General features: G+C 50.7%; 17 protein-coding genes and 1 tRNA gene. 13 read left to right on the forward strand and 5 right to left on the reverse strand.

Annotation, left to right across the window (positions count from 1 at the left end; all coding sequences use genetic code 11):
• The first annotated feature begins 56 nt into the window (after positions 1–56).
• From TREAZ_RS00225 to TREAZ_RS00245, 5 genes are all read left to right on the forward strand, one after another.
• Positions 57–128: transfer RNA gene (locus tag TREAZ_RS00225), tRNA-Val, on the forward strand.
• 168 nt (positions 129–296) lie between these two features.
• The gene (locus TREAZ_RS00230) at positions 297–1,544 is read left to right on the forward strand and encodes a hypothetical protein (protein WP_015709761.1); all 1,248 of its coding nucleotides are present in this window, start codon (positions 297–299) and stop codon (positions 1,542–1,544) included.
• A 115-nt stretch (positions 1,545–1,659) separates the two neighbouring features.
• Positions 1,660–2,130 (forward strand): uroporphyrinogen decarboxylase/cobalamine-independent methonine synthase family protein, encoded by a 471-nt coding sequence (locus TREAZ_RS00235; RefSeq protein ID WP_174269487.1) that lies wholly within the window; start codon positions 1,660–1,662, stop codon positions 2,128–2,130.
• Between the two features lie 212 nt (positions 2,131–2,342).
• Entirely contained in the window at positions 2,343–4,277 is a 1,935-nt protein-coding gene (gene ftsH, locus TREAZ_RS00240) for an ATP-dependent zinc metalloprotease FtsH (RefSeq protein WP_043922609.1), read from the forward strand.
• Positions 4,278–4,380: 103 nt separating this feature from the next.
• On the forward strand, positions 4,381–5,622 hold the full coding sequence (locus TREAZ_RS00245) for an IS256 family transposase (RefSeq protein ID WP_015709764.1): 1,242 nt from the start codon (positions 4,381–4,383) through the stop codon (positions 5,620–5,622).
• 96 nt (positions 5,623–5,718) lie between these two features.
• On the opposite strand, the gene TREAZ_RS00250 is transcribed toward TREAZ_RS00245, so the two are convergent.
• Both TREAZ_RS00250 and TREAZ_RS00255 read right to left on the reverse strand, forming a co-directional pair.
• Complete coding sequence (locus TREAZ_RS00250; protein WP_015709765.1) at positions 5,719–6,693, reverse strand: NADH:flavin oxidoreductase; 975 nt, start codon at positions 6,691–6,693, stop codon at positions 5,719–5,721.
• A gap of 153 nt (positions 6,694–6,846) precedes the next feature.
• Positions 6,847–9,081: an alpha-galactosidase gene (locus TREAZ_RS00255; protein WP_015709766.1), complete on the reverse strand. Its 2,235-nt coding sequence runs from the start codon at positions 9,079–9,081 to the stop codon at positions 6,847–6,849.
• Between the two features lie 154 nt (positions 9,082–9,235).
• Between TREAZ_RS00255 and TREAZ_RS00260 the strand changes: the two genes are divergently transcribed.
• The 5 genes from TREAZ_RS00260 to TREAZ_RS00280 are packed head-to-tail and all read left to right on the forward strand — an operon-like array spanning position 9,236 to position 13,899.
• Positions 9,236–9,583 (forward strand): Holliday junction resolvase-like protein, encoded by a 348-nt coding sequence (locus TREAZ_RS00260; RefSeq protein ID WP_245535067.1) that lies wholly within the window; start codon positions 9,236–9,238, stop codon positions 9,581–9,583.
• Between the two features lie 28 nt (positions 9,584–9,611).
• Positions 9,612–10,451 carry a sulfide/dihydroorotate dehydrogenase-like FAD/NAD-binding protein gene (locus TREAZ_RS00265; protein ID WP_043922614.1) on the forward strand — a complete coding sequence of 280 codons (840 nt, stop codon included), beginning with the start codon at positions 9,612–9,614 and terminating at the stop codon, positions 10,449–10,451.
• 14 nt (positions 10,452–10,465) lie between these two features.
• The gene (gene gltA / locus TREAZ_RS00270; protein WP_015709768.1) at positions 10,466–11,968 is read left to right on the forward strand and encodes an NADPH-dependent glutamate synthase; all 1,503 of its coding nucleotides are present in this window, start codon (positions 10,466–10,468) and stop codon (positions 11,966–11,968) included.
• Between the two features lie 15 nt (positions 11,969–11,983).
• Positions 11,984–13,243 (forward strand): Gfo/Idh/MocA family protein, encoded by a 1,260-nt coding sequence (locus tag TREAZ_RS00275; protein ID WP_015709769.1) that lies wholly within the window; start codon positions 11,984–11,986, stop codon positions 13,241–13,243.
• Complete coding sequence (locus TREAZ_RS00280; RefSeq protein WP_015709770.1) at positions 13,231–13,899, forward strand: tetratricopeptide repeat protein; 669 nt, start codon at positions 13,231–13,233, stop codon at positions 13,897–13,899. The genes TREAZ_RS00275 and TREAZ_RS00280 overlap by 13 nt, the downstream gene beginning before the upstream one ends.
• 26 nt (positions 13,900–13,925) lie before the next feature.
• Here the strand turns inward: TREAZ_RS00280 and TREAZ_RS00285 are convergent, their stop codons facing one another.
• The gene (locus TREAZ_RS00285; protein WP_169312594.1) at positions 13,926–15,059 is read right to left on the reverse strand and encodes a PucR family transcriptional regulator; all 1,134 of its coding nucleotides are present in this window, start codon (positions 15,057–15,059) and stop codon (positions 13,926–13,928) included.
• Positions 15,060–15,278: 219 nt separating this feature from the next.
• Between TREAZ_RS00285 and TREAZ_RS00290 the strand changes: the two genes are divergently transcribed.
• Genes TREAZ_RS00290 through TREAZ_RS00300 form a run of 3 tightly spaced genes read left to right on the forward strand, consistent with a single transcriptional unit; the run spans position 15,279 to position 18,739 of the window.
• Positions 15,279–16,613 (forward strand): GntP family permease, encoded by a 1,335-nt coding sequence (locus TREAZ_RS00290; protein ID WP_015709772.1) that lies wholly within the window; start codon positions 15,279–15,281, stop codon positions 16,611–16,613.
• 28 nt (positions 16,614–16,641) lie between these two features.
• Positions 16,642–17,682, forward strand: coding sequence for a uroporphyrinogen decarboxylase family protein (locus TREAZ_RS00295; protein ID WP_015709773.1), 1,041 nt, complete (start codon positions 16,642–16,644; stop codon positions 17,680–17,682).
• Between the two features lie 7 nt (positions 17,683–17,689).
• On the forward strand, positions 17,690–18,739 hold the full coding sequence (locus tag TREAZ_RS00300) for a uroporphyrinogen decarboxylase family protein (RefSeq protein WP_043922616.1): 1,050 nt from the start codon (positions 17,690–17,692) through the stop codon (positions 18,737–18,739).
• Positions 18,740–18,753: 14 nt separating this feature from the next.
• On the opposite strand, the gene TREAZ_RS00305 is transcribed toward TREAZ_RS00300, so the two are convergent.
• Both TREAZ_RS00305 and TREAZ_RS00310 read right to left on the reverse strand, forming a co-directional pair.
• The gene (locus TREAZ_RS00305; protein ID WP_015709775.1) at positions 18,754–19,935 is read right to left on the reverse strand and encodes an ATP-binding protein; all 1,182 of its coding nucleotides are present in this window, start codon (positions 19,933–19,935) and stop codon (positions 18,754–18,756) included.
• Positions 19,936–20,039: 104 nt separating this feature from the next.
• On the reverse strand, positions 20,040–20,579 hold the full coding sequence (locus TREAZ_RS00310; protein ID WP_015709776.1) for an FKBP-type peptidyl-prolyl cis-trans isomerase: 540 nt from the start codon (positions 20,577–20,579) through the stop codon (positions 20,040–20,042).
• Between the last annotated feature and the right edge of the window lie 142 nt (positions 20,580–20,721).

Raw genomic sequence — 20,721 nt, forward strand, 5'->3', positions numbered from 1 at the left:
CCGGAAGAACTTGACAGGAGAAGGGCGGGATTGGTAGTATCTTAAAGTTGAATGTCGGACGACTAACTCAGCGGGAGAGTGCTACCTTCACACGGTAGAAGTCACTGGTTCAATCCCAGTGTCGTCCAGGATTTTTCTGGCTAAATTTCCGAAATTCCTCATTTTTTTTGTTTTTTTACGTTTTTTTTGCAAATCCCTATTGACATGATGAATTAATGTCGATAAATTCCTAGTAAATACTTCGTATTACTAATAATAGTAAATGCATAGTATTACTACATTATAAGGAGTGTATTATGAAAAAGATTTTCGGGTTCATCATGGTTTTAACGGCAATAGGATTAATTGCCGGCGGAGGGCTTTTTGCCCAAGAGCTCAAGTTTGACGGTTATGTAAATAGCGGTCTCGGCCTGGTCATAACAGACCAAACGGAAACGGCAAAATATCCCTACATAACGGCCTTTGGGGTTGATTCGAACCAATACGGCTACCGGTTCCGCCTGAACGGTGCGTATACCAACGAAGCAGGCAATGCAGGGGCAAAATTCAGGTTCCAATCCCAGGCGCGTTCAGACATCTTCTTTACCATTCCTTATGCCTTTCTCTGGACAAAATTTGCAGATAACGTGGTAACCCTGAGCGGCGGCCTGGTGGATGATTCCACATGGACCACCGCCGGGTTTGTCCTTGCGGACGATCAGGGTGAAGGACTTGGCGCCCTGGCAAAGGTCACCCCCATAAGCGGCCTGGACATAGGCGCAGGGGCGTATGTTATCTCTATCGGAACAGGGGACGCCAACCAGAATTTGCTCTCGAGTCTTGCCAATAACAGAATAGATTGGTATAACGCTAAATATGTTTTTAACCTGGGCTATACCCTGCCTGATACCGTTAAGTTTCTTGCCACCTACCGTACCGTTAACAGAAGCAATGGCAGCGGCCAGTCAAGCAGAGCCATCGTAAGTATTGATCTCCGGGCAGTCGAAAATCTTACGGCTGTTCTAGAAGTCGAAGCGGACAACCTCCAGGATTTTAAAGCCTTAAAAAATGGTGAAAAAGACGCCTGGTATAATACACTTGATTCCACGACTTCAGGATCAAAAACCCCTATTGGATCCTCGGGAAAAGTAAATTTCTTCGAAACCCTGGGGTACAAAATTGATAGCCTTGGGTTCGGGCTGAACGCTGTTCAATACATATCCCTTGCCTCTGATACCGATCCGGGGCTGGTCTTTAATCCCTGGGTAAGTTATACATTGGGTTCTGTTGTCCCCCGGCTGGATGTAATATATTTTACCGGCGGTAATAGCGCCCTTAATACAACTGGTAACAGCAACGGAAAATATCACCGTACCGGCTGGAATGTTGTTTATGACAAAGATTATACCCTTCTTTCCTTCCGGCCTTCCGCTAAATTCAACCTTGACCCCAAGACCTTTATAGAACTTGGAGACTTAATAAACATTGAAAAAGTAGCAGAAGGTACGGGCACAACTTCCCGGATCACCAATGTGTTCTATGTAGATTTCAAACTGGCCTTCTAAGATTTTCTGCTGACGGGGTTGCTTGCATCCTCCTGTAAGGGCAGCTCTGTCAGCTTTACTTCCCTTCCGCTTTATGATCTTCCTGGTTTTAAATTTTTGTTATTTACAATTTTTTGTGCAAGGCCAACAATGGCGTAATATACATCAGTCATCCCGGCTGAAATACAATGACCCTCCTTATGCCAATGAACTTCCCGCCAAGGATTACGACGGCGGCCGGATAAGGTTTAAGGATATCTGGTTCAGGGGCATGGCCCAGCTTTTCTCCTCCGCGTCTCCTGAAATGCAGGATGAATTCGACCTCCGGTACATGCGAAAGCTCATGACGCAATGCGGCCTTGCCTATTACGGTTGCTGCGAGCCTCTGGATAAATTTATTCCCTACCTTAAAAAGGTTCCCAATATGCGCAAAATTGGCGTCAGCCCCTGGGCCAATGTCCGGTCATCAGCCGAACAGATCCAGGGCAATTACGTCTTGGCCCGCAAGCCCAACCCGGCCAATGTTGCCAGGGACTTCAGCAAAGAGGTGGTGGAGCAGGAAATCGAAGAGACCGTCAAAGCCTGTCTGGAAAACCCCAGAACCTGATAGACTGGGCCGCGACGGTGAAGGGAGCTATAGACAGGTACTATTGAGGACCCTCGCCGAAGCTGCAAGCCGGGGTTCCCCTCCGGAAGATTGCATTGTTCTTGACGAATAAATTTGACTTTCCTTCGAAATATCAGTATCTTTCAGGTAGAGTGTTCCTGGCCTTTGGCATGAACACCGAGGGGAGGCATGTATCCCCAAAAGGAGTCCTTATGGAACCGAATCTTGATAAGAATGAGGGCGGATCGCCTGCATCGGGACCGAAAAAGCCGGGGATTATCAATATCCTCCTTGTCGGTATTGTCATTATCTTCCTCCTCAATACTTTTGTGGGGAGCTTCACTGCCTCGAAGAAGGTGCAGATCGAGTACGGCCAGTTTGTGGAGCTTGTTGAAAGCGGCGCAGTGAGGCAGGTGCAGATAGACGCCGATGAGGTGGCGCTTACCTTGAAAAACGAGGCTGATCCGGGGCTTGTGGGCCGTGTGTTGCGGCAGACAGGGGCTGGAGACCTTGCCAAGGGGCAGGGCTCTGCCACGGGGAACCTGGTGTACTACACGGGCAAAGTGGACGACCCGGGGCTTACCGAGCGGCTCATCAAAAACGATGTGGCTTTCTATAAGCCCATAATCCGCTCAAGCCCCCTCCTGAGCATACTTTCAAGCTGGATTTTCCCCCTCCTTATCTTCTATGTGATTTATTTCTTTATAATGAAGGGCTTCGGGAGCCGTCTGGGCGGCGGCCTCGGGGGTATGATGAATGTGGGCAAGTCCAGGGCCAAAAAATATGATATGGAAAAAAGCACAGGCATTTCCTTTGATGATGTGGCTGGGCAGGACGAAGCCAAAGAAAGCCTTACGGAACTGGTGGATTACCTTCAGCATCCTGAAAAATACCAGGAGATAGGGGCAAAGCAGCCCAAGGGCGCCCTCCTTGTGGGGCCTCCGGGAACGGGCAAGACCCTTCTGGCAAGGGCGGTGGCCGGGGAGGCAAAAGTGCCGTTTTTCTCGCTTTCGGGTTCTGAGTTTGTGGAGATGTTCGTCGGCGTGGGTGCGAGCCGCGTCAGGGATCTCTTTGCCGAATCCGCAAAGCATGCGCCATGCATCATTTTCATCGACGAAATCGATGCAATTGGCAAGAGCCGGGACAATCAGATGGGGGGCAACGACGAACGCGAGCAGACCCTGAACCAGCTTTTGGCCGAGATGGATGGCTTTGATTCGGGCAAGGGCATTCTAATATTGGCCGCGACAAACCGGCCCGAGATACTCGACAAGGCCCTGCTCCGGCCGGGGCGTTTTGATCGCCGTGTCATTGTCGAAAAGCCCGACCTCCCCGGAAGGGAAGCGGTTCTCAAAGTGCATGCAAAAAAAATCATCCTTGGCAGCGATGTGGATTTAGCCGAGATTGCCCGCTCCACCAGCGGGGCTACCGGCGCGGACCTTGCCAACATGGTGAACGAAGCAGCCCTCGGCGCAGTGCGCATGGGCAGGAAAGAAACCCTGCAGGAAGATTTTATGGAAGCCGTGGAGACTGTCATTGCGGGGAAGGAGAAGAAGGACCGCATCCTCAACCCCAAGGAAAAACGTATGGTGGCCTTCCACGAGACCGGCCACGCCCTTGCTTCTGCCTTGCAGAAAGACGCAATCCCGGTGCAAAAAATCACGATAGTGCCCCGCACCATGGGTACCCTGGGCTATACCATGAATGTCCCCGAGGAGGAACGCTTCCTCATGACCAAGTCCGAGCTGCTTGCCCAGATCACGGTACTGCTTGCGGGCCGGGCCGCCGAGGAAATCGAATTCGGCGAGGAAAGCACCGGTGCCGCCAACGATATCGAACGGGCAACCGCGCTTGCCCGCAGCATGGTGACCCAGTACGGCATGAGCGGGAAGTTCGGGGCCATGTCCCTCGAAAGCGTTCAGAACCGCTATCTTGATGGACGCAATGTGTTTACCGCCTCGGAAGCATCCGGGGCTGCTGCGGACGAGGAGATTTCGGGTATACTTGCGGCATGTCACGAGCAAGCGTTGATAATGCTTAAAGAGAACCAGGGGAAGCTTTCGGAAATCGCAGAATATTTAATAACGAATGAAACCATCAGCGGCGTCCGCTTTATGGAAATATTCCGCGAGGAAAAGGCGGCGTAGGCAGCTTTTTTAATTGACGAAGAACAGCCCCGCCGTTTGGCAGGGGCCTGTCCTGAAGTTTGTGTAAATGGCCAAAATATGGTAGAAATACCAAGGAGACAAAATGGCCAGTACACGAAAACTGAAAGAGAAGGATCTGATCGACCAAATACTCGATCAGATAGACCTTAAAGGAATGACCCAGGAAGAAATCCTTGGACAGGAAGGATTATTAAAGCATCTGACAGGGAAGCTGCTAAGCCGTGTCATGAATGCTGAAATGGACGAGCATTTGGGGTATGAAAAGAATTCCAACGCCGGGGACAATTCGGGGGACAGCCGAAACGGGTACAGTGAAAAGACAGTCCTGACAGAGAATCAGAGTGCAGTGATACAGGTACCACGGGACCGCAATGGAACGTTCGAACCCAAGATACTGGCGAAACACCAAAGACGGCTCCCTATATTTAACGACCAGGTTATTTCGATGTATTCCTTTGGGATGACCGACCGGGATATTAAATCACACCTGGAAAAAATATATAACGTGGAAGTCTCCCCTGAATTGATAAGCCGTGTCACTGCAGCGGTGATGGAAGAAGTGAAGGAGTGGCAGAATCGGCAGCTGGAAAAATCTTATGCCATCGTGTATTTGGACGCCCTGAGGGTCAAGACCAAACAGGACGGGAAAAGCTGTACCAAGAGCGTCTATGTGGCTCTGGGAGTGAATTTCGAGGGTCAGAAGGAGGTATTGGGCCTTTGGATAGCGGAGAACGAAGGGGCTAAGTTCTGGATGGGCGTCCTGAACGAAATAAAGAACCGGGGAGTGGAAGACATACTCATCGCTTGCATGGACGGCCTTACCGGTTTCCCCGAAGCGGTTCGGGCAGTATTTCCCAAGACCCGTATCCAATTGTGCATTGTCCACATGGTGCGTAATTCCACCAAGTTTGTTTCCTGGAAAGACCTGAAAAAAATCTGTGCCGATCTTAAGGCCATATATTCGGCAGCCACCGAGGAAGCCGGCCGTGACGCACTGGAAGAATTCGGCAAGATATGGGATGCCAAGTACCCGATGATATACCAGTCCTGGGATACCCACTGGGATGACTTAAGCGAGTTCTTTAAATACCCGCCTGAAATCCGCAAGGCAATTTACACGACAAATGCAATTGAGTCATTAAATTACCAGCTGCGAAAAGTCACAAAAAACCGCTCGACATTTCCGAACGATGATGCTATATTTAAGATATTGTATTTGGCAATTAGGAATGCGTCAGAGAAATGGACAATGCCGGTACGGGATTGGGGGATGGCGCTCAACCAATTCGCTATTATTTTTGGCAATGAACGGGTTCCGTTCTAAATAATTCATTGCCATTTACACAAAAATTCGGACACGTCCTTTGGCAGGGCTGTTTGCTCTCCTGATAGCCGATGCACACCCTTTTTAAGTAGCTTTTCATTTTGTAAATTCTTTTTTAAATCTATTGATTAAACCAGGCTCTTTTGTAAGTGCCCTTGCTATTCCAAAATAACTTATTTTTGTAGTGTTTAAAATTTCGGTCATTTCTTTAAAATCCTTGTTTCCGCCTGTTAAAATTATTGCCGTATCGTTTTCCATTGCTATTTTTTCAGCCTCATTCTTGAAAAAAGATGTCGCATCGTTTGCGAATTTGCTAAAAGCACCGCTAATTTCAATGGCATTTATCCCTTTTTCCGTTAATTCCTTGCATAGATACAAAGCATCATCCAAAGAAACTTCATTTTCAAAACCGTCAGTAACATTTATTTTTATCCATACAGGAAAATCTTCCCCTACAGCCCTGCGTATAGCCTCATAGGTTTCCAATGCCATTCTTGCCCTGTTTTGAACAGTACCGCCATATAAATCTTTTCTGCGGTTATAATATGGCGTCATAAACTGACTAAGCAAAAAACCATGTGCCGCGTGTATTTCAATACCGTTATAACCGGCATCTTTTGCTCTTGATGCGGTGTCAGCGAATTTTTGCTGTATCCTTTTTATTTGTTCAACGGTTATTTCTTGCGGCATAACCTTGGTGTTTAAATTTTCCACAACGCTCGGCGCAAGAATTGACATCCCCCTCGCGTCTCCCATAACATAAGATCCAATATACACCAATTGTAAAATAATATTTTTATTGTATTTATGCACCAAGTTGGTTAATTTTATGTGGCCATCCCTAAATGAATCATCATAAAATGCCAACATAGGAAAATTCTTTTCATTTTCATCAACCAAGGTAAAACCGGTAATCATGGTTCCTACGCCGCCTTGCGCAAGACCTTGATACAAATCCAAAATAAATTCATTCACGTGTCCTTTTGTCGCTTTTTCACCAATAGCAGCCCGGATAAACCTGTTTTCCAGGGTCATTTTTCCTAATTGAGTTTTATCAAATAAATTTTTCATTAGATATTGTCCTTGTTGGGATATATTAATAAGGAAATTCTTTTCTGTCTATAGAGGATATAATCATGCAATGATGGGGCAAAAATAGTATGAAGAATGTTTTTTACTTAAATGATGTTGGCCCACCTTTCTCATAGACCTTCCGGAGCTTGACTATTCCAATATCAACATCCTCGCCGCATATTCGTACCCATCTTCGGGTATGCGTATCCCTACTTCCATAAGTTCCGCGCCGTAATAGGCAGGCCGCTGCGAGCCGTTGTTACTGCCCCAAACTTCCTTTTGGTTAGGGGGAACCGCGCCTTCGCTGCATTTGTAAAGGCGCGAAGGTTCAAGGCCCTTGAGGCGTATGCGGCGTTCTTCGTCGTTGCGCCGTTTCCGGGTCTGGAAGAAGAAGGCCGCCGCCCGGGATTTGTCCGGGCTTACGGTCATCCAGGAAGCAGTAGCAGCGCTAAAGGGATTTTCGAGGCGGTAGAAGTCGCCGTACTGCACCACTTCACGTATGCTCTGGTAAGTTTTTACGTAGCCTATAGCCTGGGTGCGTTCATCTTCGGAGAGCTTGGAGAGGTCGAGTTCAAAGCCGAAGTTAAAGCCCATGGCAGCCAGGGCGCAGGTGTGCATAAAGCGGTTCATGCCGGTTTCGCCGACTTTGATCTTCCCTACATGGGCGGTCATGGCAGAGGGTGGGTACACAAGGGAAGTGCCGTACTGGATACGCAGGCGGTCTATGGGGTCGGTATTGTCGCTGGTCCAGTTTTGGGGCATGTAATAGAGGATGCCGGGATCGAAACGGCCGCCTCCGCCTGAACAGCTTTCGAAGAGTATGTCCGGGAATGTGGAAACAAGGCGTTCCATAAGGTCGTAGACCCCCAGCATGTGGCGGTGCTGCTGATCCCGTGAAGAAGTCTCGGTGATATTGCGGTTGCAATCCCATTTTACATATTCGATGTTTCCCGATTTGAGGATCGCAGTAATGCTGTCAAAGAGATAATCGCGCGCTTCGGCCTTAGACAGATTCAGCACCAGCTGATCCCGGCCTGTGGTGCGGTGGCGGCCTTCGGCGTGGAGGCACCAGTCGGGGTGAGCGCGGTAGAGGTCGCTGTCAGGGGAAACCATTTCCGGCTCGAACCAGAGGCCGAATTTCATGCCGAAACCGTTGACTGTTTTTATAAGATTCCCGAGGCCACCGGGAAGTTTTTCCTTGTAGGTGAACCAGTCACCCAGGGAAGAATCATCCTTGTCCCTTTTGCCGAACCAGCCGTCGTCAAGGACAAACATCTCTATGCCAAGTCCGCTTCCGGCTTTTGCTATGTCGATGATCTTCTGCTCGGTGAATTCCATGCCTGTGGCTTCCCAGTTGTTGATCACCATGGGTCTTGGGGCGTCGCGGTGCTTTCCCCGGGCAAGGCGCTCGCGGTAGAGTTTGTGGTAGCGGAGGCTCATGCCGCCAAGGCCCTTGTCCGAATAAACTATTACGACCTCGGGGGTCTGGAAGCTTTCGCCCTTCTTTAAATTCCAGCTGAAATTAAAGGGGTTGATGCCCATCACTACCCTGGTTCCTCCCTGGGGGCTGCCCTCGACAACGGCGGAAAAATTCCCCGAGTAAACCAGGGAGAAGCCGTAGACTTCCCCGCTGTTTTCTGTTGCATAGTCATCGGGCTGTTCCGCAGCGTTCTTTCCGCGCAGCAGGGCGACAAAGGGGTTCTGCATGTGGCTTGAATGGCCCCGCTTGCTGTCGGCGTTGAAGATCCCATGAGCGACGGGGATATATTCAATCTGCCGTTCCCTCATCCAGTCGCCGTGGAGGTGGAGTATGCGGAAATCCTGACCGGAAAAATCCATGCCCATGGAGCCGGGGGAGAGGATTTCAATATCGTCCTGGCCTGTATTTTCGTAGCGTATGCTGCGGGCAATGGCATCGTATTCTTCAAAAACCGTATATGCCAGAATAACCCTGAGGCCCGTGAGGGTATCCTTCAAAATCAGCTCAAGGGTTTCGGCCTCGCTGTCTTTTTCAGCATACGTAGCCGGAAGGCCCCGGAGCCTTGGCTTGCCCTTTATGATGCGGTGGCTTTCGTACACAAAATCGCTCACCGTGGAACCGTCGGCATAGGCGGCATGGAAAACCGGGGTACGGTGATCCCCATTCCCCAGGACGGAAAATTCAAGCTGGAGTTCCGCAAGGAAGGTCGCGGTATTTGGGATAGGCGTGGTAAATGAGGGCCTGTATGCCACGCGGTTTGCAGCCAGGTAGCTCAGGTCAGCATCTTTTGGAAGCGTTTTGCCCCAATAGTGATGGCAGGGGTATTTATCAAGGTAAAGGGAGAAGATATAGCTCGTGCTGCGGCTATCCAGGCGGAACTGGCTGTTTTTGACGGTAATGGGCATTTTTCCCTCCGGTTTATGATACCATATCAGGCGATCTTGAGGAATATCAGTTATCATGCATAAATGAAACATGGAAAATTTAAATCCTCAAACTATAGCGCTTCTCTGCGTAATTTTGGTATTCTGTTTACTCTTCCTTTTTCTGGGCAGGAAAATGGGCCTCCATCAGGGGCGCAGGCAGGAGCGGGCCGAGTGGGAAGGCGGACGCGTGGAGGAGATTGTCAAGGCCAGGCTCAAGCAGTCCAGGGCTGTTTTGGGCGGCCTTGTCTCCGAACAGATGGCGCCGCTCCTGCCGGATTTTCCCTTTGATCCCGGGGACTGCCGCTTTATCGGGAAGCCTGTGGATTTCATTGTTTTTAAGGGGATGAATGCAAAGGCAATCGACGAGGTCATTTTCCTTGAAGTGAAAAGCGGTGCATCCAGGACTTTGAACGACCAGGAAAAACGCCTTAGGGACGCTGTCCTTGCAGGCCGGGTGAGCTGGGCTGAATTTGATGTGTAATATAGTATAATATATCTATGGAGCTTAAATGAACAAGATAGTTTCAAAGAAGCAATGGGCTTCTGATGTTTTTGAGATGGCTGTTGAAGCCCCCCTCATAGCCAGGGCAAGAAAGGCTGGGCAGTTTATCATACTTCAGCTTGATACTGACTGGGGCGAGCGCATACCCCTGACAATAGCAGATGCCGATGAAAAGGCGGGAACGATTACCCTGGTGCTTCAAACCATGGGCGCCACCACCCATAAGCTTGCGGCACTGGAACCAGGCGGCCATGTGGAGAACATACTTGGCCCCCTGGGGAACCCCACCCATATCGAAAAATTCGGCCATGCGGTCTGCGTGGGCGGCGGCATAGGGGTCGCCCCTCTCTTTCCCATAGTCCAGGCAATGAAAGCCGCAGGCAATAAAGTGACGGTGATCATGGGCGCCCGTACCAAAGAGCTCATAATCTTCGAAGACAGAATGAGAAAATACGCCGACGAGCTTATCATTGTTACTGATGATGGTTCCTACGGGCGCAAAGGCCTGGTCACGGAACCTCTCAAGGAGATCTGCGCTTCCGGGCACAAGCCCGAAATGTCAATCGCCATAGGCCCTCCCATCATGATGAAATTCTGCGTGGCAGCAGTAAAAGATTTTGATGTACCCATAATGGTATCCCTCAACACTATTATGATTGACGGTACAGGCATGTGCGGGGGCTGCAGGGTCACAGTGGGCGGGGAAACTAAATTCGTCTGCGTTGACGGGCCGGAATTCGACGGCCACAAAGTGGACTTCGAAAATATGATGGCCCGCATGAAGGCTTACAAAGACAGGGAAGACGCGGATCACCATAAGTGCCATATCAATTTGGGAATAGCGTAAGAAGGAATTTTTTAATGAGCGATGTTATCAAGACCAGGGACGAACTGGACGCTGAGGCGAAGAATTTGCTTGACACTATTACTGCGAAAATTTCCGCAGGGGAAAAAATAACCCCCAAGGATCGCATGGCAATTCCGGCGCAGGAGATGCCTGTCCAGGAACCCAAAGCCCGGGGCAAAAACCTAAATGAAGTAGCCCTGGGGTATGGGGAGCATCAGGCCATGCTTGAAGCTTTCCGCTGTTTGGGCTGCGGGAATGCGCCCTGCATCAAAGGCTGCCCTGTGCAGGTTCCCATACCGCGCTTTATTGCGGAGATACAGAAAGGGGATTTTGGGGCCGCGGCAAAGGTAATTAAAGAAACCAATTTGCTGCCGGCTGTGTGCGGAAGGGTTTGCCCCCAGGAGAAACAGTGCCAGGAACAATGCACCTTGGGGAAGAGCCTTAAAAGCGTGGAAAAGGCTGTTTCCATAGGCAGGCTCGAGCGTTTTGTGGCGGATCTTGAGCGCGAACAGGGCACAGCGGAAATTCCGGCAATAAAGCCAAAATCGGGGAAGAGGGCGGCTGTTATCGGGTCGGGCCCTGCGGGGCTCACAACTGCTGCGGATCTTGCCCGGGAAGGCCATGAGGTTACCATCTTCGAAGCCTTCCATAAACCGGGCGGAGTCATGGTGTACGGCATACCCGAATTCAGGCTCCCCAAGGCCATAGTCCAGGCTGAAGTTGACAACCTCAAAAAGATGGGCGTAAAAATCGAGACCAACTTTCTGACAGGCCGCACCAGGACCCTGGAACAGCTTGTAAACGAAGACGGCTTTGGGGCTGTCTTTGTCGGCGTGGGAGCAGGGCTGCCCAAGTTCATGGGCTGCCCAGGAGAAAACCTCGTGGGTGTTTTCAGCGCCAATGAATACCTTACCCGCTCCAATTTGATGAAAGCCTACGACAGCGATAATGCCGCCACCCCGGTATTCCGCCCAAAGGTTGCAGCAGTGATAGGCGGCGGCAATGTGGCTATGGATGCAGCCCGCATGGCCCTGCGTCTTGGGGCGGACTCTGTCCATGTCGTCTACCGCCGCACCCAGGAAGAGATGCCGGCCCGCGCCGAGGAAGTGGCCCATGCCATGGAGGAGGGCATAGTTTTCGAGTTCCTCCGCAACCCCTCCCGTATTCTGGGAAGCGATAAAGGCTGGGTTACGGGCATGGAACTCCAAAAGTTTGAGCTTGGCGAGGCCGACGCTTCGGGCAGGAGGAGTCCTGTGCCCATCCCCGGTTCCGAATATACCTTTGACTGCGATACCGTGATTGTGGCCCTGGGGAATGAATCGAACCCCCTGCTGGTGCAAACCACCCCCAATCTCAAAGCCGACAGGAAAGGCCGTATCCTGGTGGACGAAAATCAAAAAACCTCCCTTGATAAGGTATTTGCAGGAGGCGATATTGTCCTTGGGGCTGCCACCGTCATACTCGCCATGGGCGATGGCCGCAGGGCTGCAGTTGCCATGAATGAACTGTTAAAATAGATCCTGGAGGAAAGAATGGTTTTCAAGAACGGGAAAAACGTCAAGGTCGGCATTGTGGGCCTGGGCGGCAGGGGCAGGAGCCAAATGTCGGTGCTTCTCGATATGGAAGATGTTGAGGTCGCCGCTGTCTGCGATGTGTACGAAGACCGGGCCGAAGCAGGCAAAAAGCTGGTACAGGAAAAGCGGGGCAAGGCCCCCTTTAAAACCACTGATTTCAAAGAGCTTCTAAAGCAGGACCTTGAATCAGTGGTCATTACCTGTTCCTGGGAAAACCACATCACTGTTGCAATCGCCGCCATGGAAGCGGGCAAACAGGTTGCCATGGAAGTAGGAGGCGCCTCTTCCCTGAATGAATGCTGGTCCTTGGTCCGCACTGCCGAAAAAACGGGAAAAACCTGCATGCTCCTTGAAAACTGCTGTTACGGCAAAGAGGAGATGCAGATCCTCAACATGGTAAAGAAAGGCCTTTTCGGCGAAGTCATCCATTGTCAGGGCGGCTATCACCATGATCTCCGGGAAGAAGTGGGATGGGGCGACAGGGATCGCCATTACAGGCAGAACCATTTTCATCACCGCAACGGCGAGCTCTACCCCACCCACGAACTCGGGCCTATTGCAAAAGTCCTGGATATAAACAGGGGCAACCGTATGGTGTACCTCACCGCCATGGCCAGCAAAGCCCGGGGCATGAAGCTGTGGGCCGAGAAAAACCGCCCCGGAGACCCTGTCGGCACATTTGACTGGAACGAAGGCGACATTGTCACTACCAGCATACGCTGCGCCAACGGCGAAACCATAATCCTGAGCCACGACTGCACATTGCCCAGGCCCTATTCCCGGGGCGGCTATGTGCATGGCACAAAAGGTATATGGATGGAAGACAACGCCTCGGTGTTCCTTGAGGGCCTAAGCCCCGAAAACGAAAACTACTGGACTCACGCTATCTGGGAACCCTTCCAAAAATACGAGGATCAATACGGCCATCCCCTCTGGAAAGCCTACGAAAATTACGGCGTCCGGGGAGGGCATGACGGCATGGATTTCCTGGTGCTCCGGGCTTTTGTGGAAAGCGTGCAAAACAGGACTCCCGCGCCTATCGATGTGTACGATGCCGCAAGCTGGATGGCCATAACCTGCCTGAGCGAAATGTCCATTTCCCGGGGCAGCATGCCTGTGGATATACCCGATTTTACCGATGGACGCTGGATCAACCGCGAAAAGCCGGCTGCCCACTGCTATTCGCTCGATGGGGTTTGGGATACATGTTTCGCATAATTTTAATTCTCCTAGTTTTTCCCCTGTTTGAAGTTTTTGCCCAGACAGGCGGAACAACCGGGCTTGACGCCCTGCAGAATTACCGCAGGGGCCGGGACCTCGAGGCCATGAACAGGCTGCAGGAGTCAGAAACCTATTACAACGAAGCGGTGCGGCTCTGCACTGATGAAATTTCCCGCAACAATGCCACCAGGGATTCCTATACCGTGCTCACCTGGACCCTCCAGCGTCAGAAAAAATATGCCGATGTCATCGTCTGGGGCGAGCGGGGCCTGCGCCTTTATTCGGACGAATTCCGCATTGTCGAAACCATGGGCGAAGCTTACTTTTATGCAGATGATTATGCTGCTTCCCAGAGGTTCATGCAGCGCTATATTAACAGCAACCCCCAGGGGGACAGGGTCTCGGTGGCTTATTTCTTCCTGGGCGAGATTTTCAGGCTCGAGGGGAAATTCCGCCACGCCGACATGGCTTATACAACGGCGGTTCTGCTGGAGCCTTCGCTTTCGCTCTGGTGGTACAGGCTTGGCTCAGTGAGGGAAGCGGCCGGCGATTTCAGACCAGCCGCCGAAGCCTACGAGCAGGCCGTGAGGATCAACCCCAACTACCGCGAAGCCTCTGACGGCCTCGCCCGTTCCCGCAGGCAGGCAGGCTAAGCGCGGCTACAGCTTCTGTGCCGTTGTTACTTATTCTGCCGGATATAGGTTGCCAGCATTTTAATGATAAAGGCGTCCCGAAAGCTGTGCGCCGGATCAAGGCCCGTCAAAGAAGTTAACTTGGCGAGCCGGGAGTTGATGGTATTCCGGTGGAGCATCGTATTCTGTGCGGTCCGGGAAAAACTCATGCAGTTATCGACAAAGGCTTCGGCGCAGGAAATCAAATCCTGCTGGATGCTGCCGTCCTTTTTGGTCAGTTTGGAAATGGCAGGTTCAATGAGTTTGTTGACGATCTGGGGGTAAAGGTAATGGCAGATATTATCGAAAAGAATATGTTCCAGGATAAAGAGCTGTTCCTTGGGCTGCGTCCGCTGCCCTATGCTGATAATCTCCATGGCTTCCTGGAGACTCTTCTTAAGCTCATTGATGCCGTAGGAAACATTCCCATATGAAATGCCGAATGAGAAGGCGCTGAATTCCGAAAGGGTCCTGGCAACATCCTGGCAGATTTTATCAAGGGACAGATAGATACGGGAATAATCGCTTACCGGGATGAATGATTTAATAATGACGATGGTATTGCCGTCGTAGACATACACAATGTCCTGGGAATTGAGATAACGGTTTGCCTTGATCCGCTTGACCGCTTCGGCTCTGATCCGCTCTATGCCGGCCTGGTAGCCCAGGTTGAGATTGATGTTGAAGTAGCTGGTCTGATGGAATTTAAGGGATATGCAGAGTACCGAACGGAGCAGCATGTTATCCAGCTCATGTTTATTCATCAGGGGGACGAGCCTTTCGGCGTCTATTTTATCGCTGAGAAGCATGAGCGCAATAGAGGCCGTTCCGTCCTCGTTCTGCTCCCTGTTCCGCATATAGTATTCATATTCCAGGGCGCTTTCTATGGAAACCCGTATCAGCTCGCCCTGCCGGGGAGCGGAATCCGCAGGGCCGCGTATCACCACGCAGCCGGAAAGTTCCTTGTTAAAGTAGATTGGCGTACCATAGGCCACGAATTCAGCGCTTTTGATGGCCGCCGGGCGCAAAACCTGTATGATATACTGGGCGGTGCTGCTTTTGGTCCCCATGCGTTTGGACTCTGTCGAAGCGAGTATTCTCCCTTCTTCGTTGGTAACATGGATGACTGAATTTCCTACCATGTGTTTCAGGATAAGAAATTCAAGAAATTCAGAATTCAACAGCATAATTCACAAACCTCCCGGTAAATTTAGGGCATTATGAAGCTATCATGTGCATTATGCATATAAATTCAAATAAATCAAGTAATGATTATGTAAATTTTACCGAATATTTTTGTTGACCTAGCAAAATTTTGCTATTTATAATTAACAATTCGAACCTATTATTCAGGAGGATCTATGTATCAAGTCGTTCTTCTTATTCTAAGCGTGGTTTTGCTTCTGGTGCTTATCTCTAAACTGCGGCTTCACGCATTCCTTGCGCTGCTGCTCGTTTCCCTGCTTTTGGGAATCGCCGCGGGCATGCCGCTTACCGAGGTCGCTACCCAGGTAGCCGCCGGTTTCGGCGGTACCATGCAAAACATCGGGATAGTAATTATCTGCGGTGTCATCATCGGGCAGATTCTGGAAAACACCGGGGGCGCGCAGAAAATCGCCGCGTCAATCCTCAAACTCGTGGGCATGAAAAAGGCAACCCTTGCTACGGCAATATCCGGCGGCGTCGTTTCCATTCCGACTTTCTGTGATGCAGGCTTTGTCATCCTCAATCCTGTTATCCGGGCTCTCTCGCGCAGCGGGAACATCCCCTACATGTGCCTCGTAACCGCTTTAATGACCGGGCTGCTCACCACCCACTCCCTCGTGCCGCCCACTCCGGGGCCCATCGCTGCGGCAGGCATACTCGGGGCCGATGTCGGCATCGTCATGATCTACGGCCTTATCATTTCCATTCCGGTTATCGGGGGAACCTACCTTTGGTGCAATTCCAAATTCTTAAAGAAAAAGTATCCCGAACTTGCCCCCATCGATGCGGTCAATGAGGAACAGAATGAGAAGTTTAAGGAAATTGTGGCCCATGCCCCCTCAACCTTCATGTCCTATATGCCCATCGTTGTTCCTATCATCCTTATCGTGATCCGCTCTTTTGTCATGCAGTATGCGCAAAAGGGGCCCTTCTGGTACGACCTTGTTGTTTTCATCGGGACTCCTTACATTGCTCTCCTCATCGGCGCCTTTGCGGCGTTCCTGCTGCCCACCAAGATCACCGAAGATGTAAGCGACGGCTGGATATCCAAAGCCATATCCGGCGCGGCGGAAATTCTCCTTATCACCGGTATCGCGGGCTGCTTCGGCCGCATACTCCAGACCATAGGCGTAGGCACAATCATGGCGGATGCGATTGCCGGTCTCAGTCTGCCTTCTATCGTACTGCCCTTCGCAATTTCGGCCATCGTGCTTATAGCCCAGGGTTCCGCAACTGTAGCCCTGACCACGACTGCCGCAATTATACTTCCGCTTTTGGGTTCCCTTAACATATCACCGGAACTTGCCGTTATCGCCATAGCCGGCGGCTCCTTCTGCGGCGTGTTCCCCCAGGGTTCCTATTTCTGGTGCGTAACCAAATTGGCGGGCTATGATATCAAGAAAGGATATGTAGCAGTAACGGCCACAACCTTTATAATGGGCGCTATAGCTTTTGTTTCTATTTTGATTTTGTCTTTCATTGTACATTAACAAACCCAATTCCGGGCAGGAGAGCAGTATGCATGATAAAATGAGTCCAAAAGAAAGGGTCATGGCGATCTTTAAACGCCAGGAAACAGACAAGGCGGCAGTCATTAATCCTACTTCCATACTAACAATGGATACGTTGAAAAAGATTGGCCTTAAAAATCCTGATGTTCATATTGACGCCGAAAAAATGGCTGCCGCTGCCGGAGCCTGCCAGGAATTGTGCGGTTTTGATTCCGTTATGCCGAAGTTCAGTGTCGTCCATTCCGCCGCTGCCCTTGGCGCAACCGTCGATTGGCAGTCGGACGATTTGATGCCTGTCATCAGGCAGCACCCGATCACAGAGCCTGAGCAATTTAAAATGCCTGGGGATTTTCTTGATAAACCGGAAATCAAGGTTATACTTGATGCGCTGCGTCTGTTAAAGAAACGCTATGGCGATACCATCGCCATCATTGGAAAGGTATTTGGCCCATGGACGACCGCATACAACCTGTGCGGCACCCAGGAATTCCTGATTGAAACTGCCCTTGATCCCGAAAAAGCCGCCAGGTATCTTGAGGTATTTACGCCGCCCCCTGTAATTTTTGCAGAAGCCCAATTCGATGCGGGCGCGGATATTGTCCTGTGGTGCGACCATGTAAGCGGCGATCTCTGTTCGCCTAAAGCCTATGCGGATCTGCTCCTGCCGGTTCACCAGAAGATAACCGGCGGCCTTTTGAAAAAGAAGGGTCCCCTTATTCACCATGCCTGCGGAAAAACAACAGACCGGATAAAATATTTTGCCGAATCAGGTTTTGACGCATTCCATTTTGATTCACGCAACAATACCAAAGACGCCCTGCGCGAAGCGGGCGGGAAAATTCTTCTTACCGGCGCGGTCTGCAATAATGGGGTTTTGTTTGGCGGAACCCCTGATGATGTGCGTACCCAGGTGCGGCAGCTTCTTGATGATGGCATCAGGCTGATATCCCCCGAATGCGCCATACCCTTAAAAACACCCAACGAAAACCTTCGGGCAATCCGCAGGGCGGTCGATGAGTATTATAGCCAGGCGGAAACTGTAGTATAATCATCTAATGGGAAAAATGACGATGACGCCGATGGAACGGGTCATGGCGGCTATTAATGGCCGGGATTTTGATGTATTCCCGGCCATTAACCCCACCTCGGTGGCTATTGCAAAGTCCATGGAGGTGTCGGGGGTTTATTTTCCGTCAGCCCATCTCAATGTCATTGAAATGGCTGAACTTGCCGCCGTAGGCCATGACTATTTCGGTTTTGATTCGGCGGCTCCCTATTTTTCGGTTCACCTGGAGGCCGCCGCCCTCGGGGCCCAGGTGGACTGGAACGACGCAGCCAATACGCCGGTGGTCACAAAAAAACCGATGAGGCGGGTTGACGACTTCAGTCTTCCCCCGTCGTTTCTCCACCGCAGCGAATTTCAAAAGCTGCTTAAAGCTATCGGGATACTTAAAAACAAATACAAGGGCAAGGTTCCGGTAATCGGCAAAGTCGTGGGGCCCTGGACCCTGGCGTATAACCTGTACGGTGTCGAGAACCTCGTGCTTGATACGATTCTGGAACCTGAAAAAACCAAGGAGCTGATACGGGAACTTTCGCTTGTACCCCTCGAATTTGCCAAGGCCCAGTTTGACGCCGGCGCCGATATGATCACCTGGGCCGACCATGTAACCTCGGACCTGGTAAGCGCCAGTATCTACGAGGAATTTCTGCTGCCCATTCATATCAAGGCGGCCCAGACCCTGCAAAGCCGCGGCCCGGTGATCCTGCATATTTGCGGCAATGTAATGGACCGGCTCGACTGCATCGCTCGTACCGGTTTCAGCCTCTTTCACATGGATTCCCGGAACAATATAAGCGCCGCCGTAAAGCAGCTGTCAGCTTCCATTACCCTTACCGGCTGCATCAACAACCCTGTTACCCTTGCCCAAGGCACCCCGGCTACGGTACGGGAAGAAGTGGAAGCCAACCTGAAAAGCGGCATACGCCTTATCTCGCCCGAATGCGCCCTTCCCTCATCGGTACCTGGCGAAAACCTCAAGCAGCTTGTTGAAACAGTGCACCGCTTCAGCCCCGGCAAGACACCGGGAAGTCTTTTAAGCTGATGTGCCCTTATGGATTATTTGAAAAGCCCTGTCTTACCCGAGAGAAAATCCTCAAGTCCAAAATTGGCGCTTCCAATGGTGAATAACAGGGCTTGAGGATATTTTTTCTTGAATTCGATACTGCCCCCGGTTTTCTTGACCCTTCCGCTTTTAACTTCTATGGCAGTTAATTTTTGATTTTTTTGCAGAACAAAATCCACTTCATCATCGCGTTCCCGCCACCAGTATACTTCAAAGCCTTCTTCCTTTGACCTCGCCAGGAGGTATGCCCCGACCGCGCTTTCTACAAGATGGCCCTTTTTTATAGGGTCGCTTAAAAGCCTTTTACGGGAGCTTCCTTCCGAGTAGGTCATAAGGGAAGTGTCAAAAACCATAAGCCTGGGGGAGCTTTTTCTTTCCTGAATTTTTTGGGGAGAATACTTGTGCAGGCCGCAAAGCATATTTGCTTTTTCCAGCAGGTCCAGATAATGCGCCAGGGTAACGGTGTTTCCTGCGTCTATAAGCTGCCCCATTATTTTCGTATATGACAATTCCTGGGCCGAATAGGCTGCGCCAAGATTGAAAAGGGAACGCAGCAGCGCCGGTTTGCGTACTTCTTCCATAAAAAGGATATCATTGGCTATAGTCGGTTCTACGATAGAAGCGCCGATATATCGTGCCCACCTGTTTTCGTCATTCCTTAATACGGCAGCCCCCGGATAGCCTCCAAAAAACAAAAAATCTTCCAGGGTATACCCAAAGGCATTCCGGCACTCGGAATAACTCCAATGGGGACTATAGAGTATTTCAAAGCGTCCCTGGAGGGATTCAGTGAGGCCCTTTTGAATTAATAGACTGGATGATCCGGTCAGGATAAGCTTTATGGGTATTTTTTTCCGGCTGTCCTCGTCCCATAGTTTTTTGACTATTGATGACCACTGTTTGACCTTTTGGATTTCATCGACAGCCAAAATGGTATCTTTGCCTGTTTTCTTTTGCATCAAACGGGCTTGCTCCCATTCATTGCCAAGCCATTCGGGAGAAGAAGCTATAGGATCGTCGGCACTGATATAATGATAAGGGCTTTTTATGGAATCCAGGGCTTGGGTCACAGCAGTAGTCTTTCCCGACTGGCGGGGTCCGGTTATGATTTGAATAAATCGCCGGTTTTCACGCATTCTGCTTATTAGCTGTTTTACCAGCTGCCGCTCGTACATAAAAACCTCCTGTTACAATATACTCACTATATTGAGTATATTGCTCATTATACTGAGTATATTGTAAATATCAAGAGCGCAGAACAAGCAGCTTGTGCTGCGGCTTAGTGGCTGTGCCCGCAGCCTCCGCAGCTGTCGCAGTCTTCGCCATCGTGGTGATGATCGTGGGCATGGTGAGGGTGGCCATGGGCTATCTCTTCCTCGCTGGCTTCCCGAATATCCTTGACCGCTACATCAAAGTTGAGATCCACCCCAGCCAGGGGATGGTTGCCGTCTATGGTAACCTGATCCCCCGCAACCCCGGTCACGGTCACCACACGGTAGCCGTCCGGGGTCTGGGCCTGGAACTCCATGCCCTCTTCCACAGTTTCGCCTTCGAAGCGATCCTTGGGAATACTGGTGATGAGCTGTTCGTCCCTTTCGCCGTAAGCGCTGGCAGCAGGCACGTGTACCTTAAAGCTATCCCCTGTGCCGTGCCCTTCCATGGCTTCTTCAAGGCCGGGAATGATGTTCCCATACCCATGGAGGTAAACCAGGGGCTCGCCCTCTGAGGAGGAATCAAGAATTTGATTGCTATCGTCCGTAAGGGTATAGTCAAAGCTGACTATCGTGTTTTTCGCAATATTCATATTGATTTTTAACACATTTTTTTCCCTCCGTAAAGGCCGTTGTAACCATTAAAAGGGTGGTATGTTATTGTTGATAGATACTGAGTAAAATTTTCCTTATGATTAATTCCCGTTCAGTCCGTAACCGGTACTCCTCCTCCCGGTTACGGCTTTTTTA

It is taken from the genome of Leadbettera azotonutricia ZAS-9 (genome assembly GCF_000214355.1).
Lineage (GTDB): Bacteria > Spirochaetota > Spirochaetia > Treponematales > Breznakiellaceae > Leadbettera > Leadbettera azotonutricia.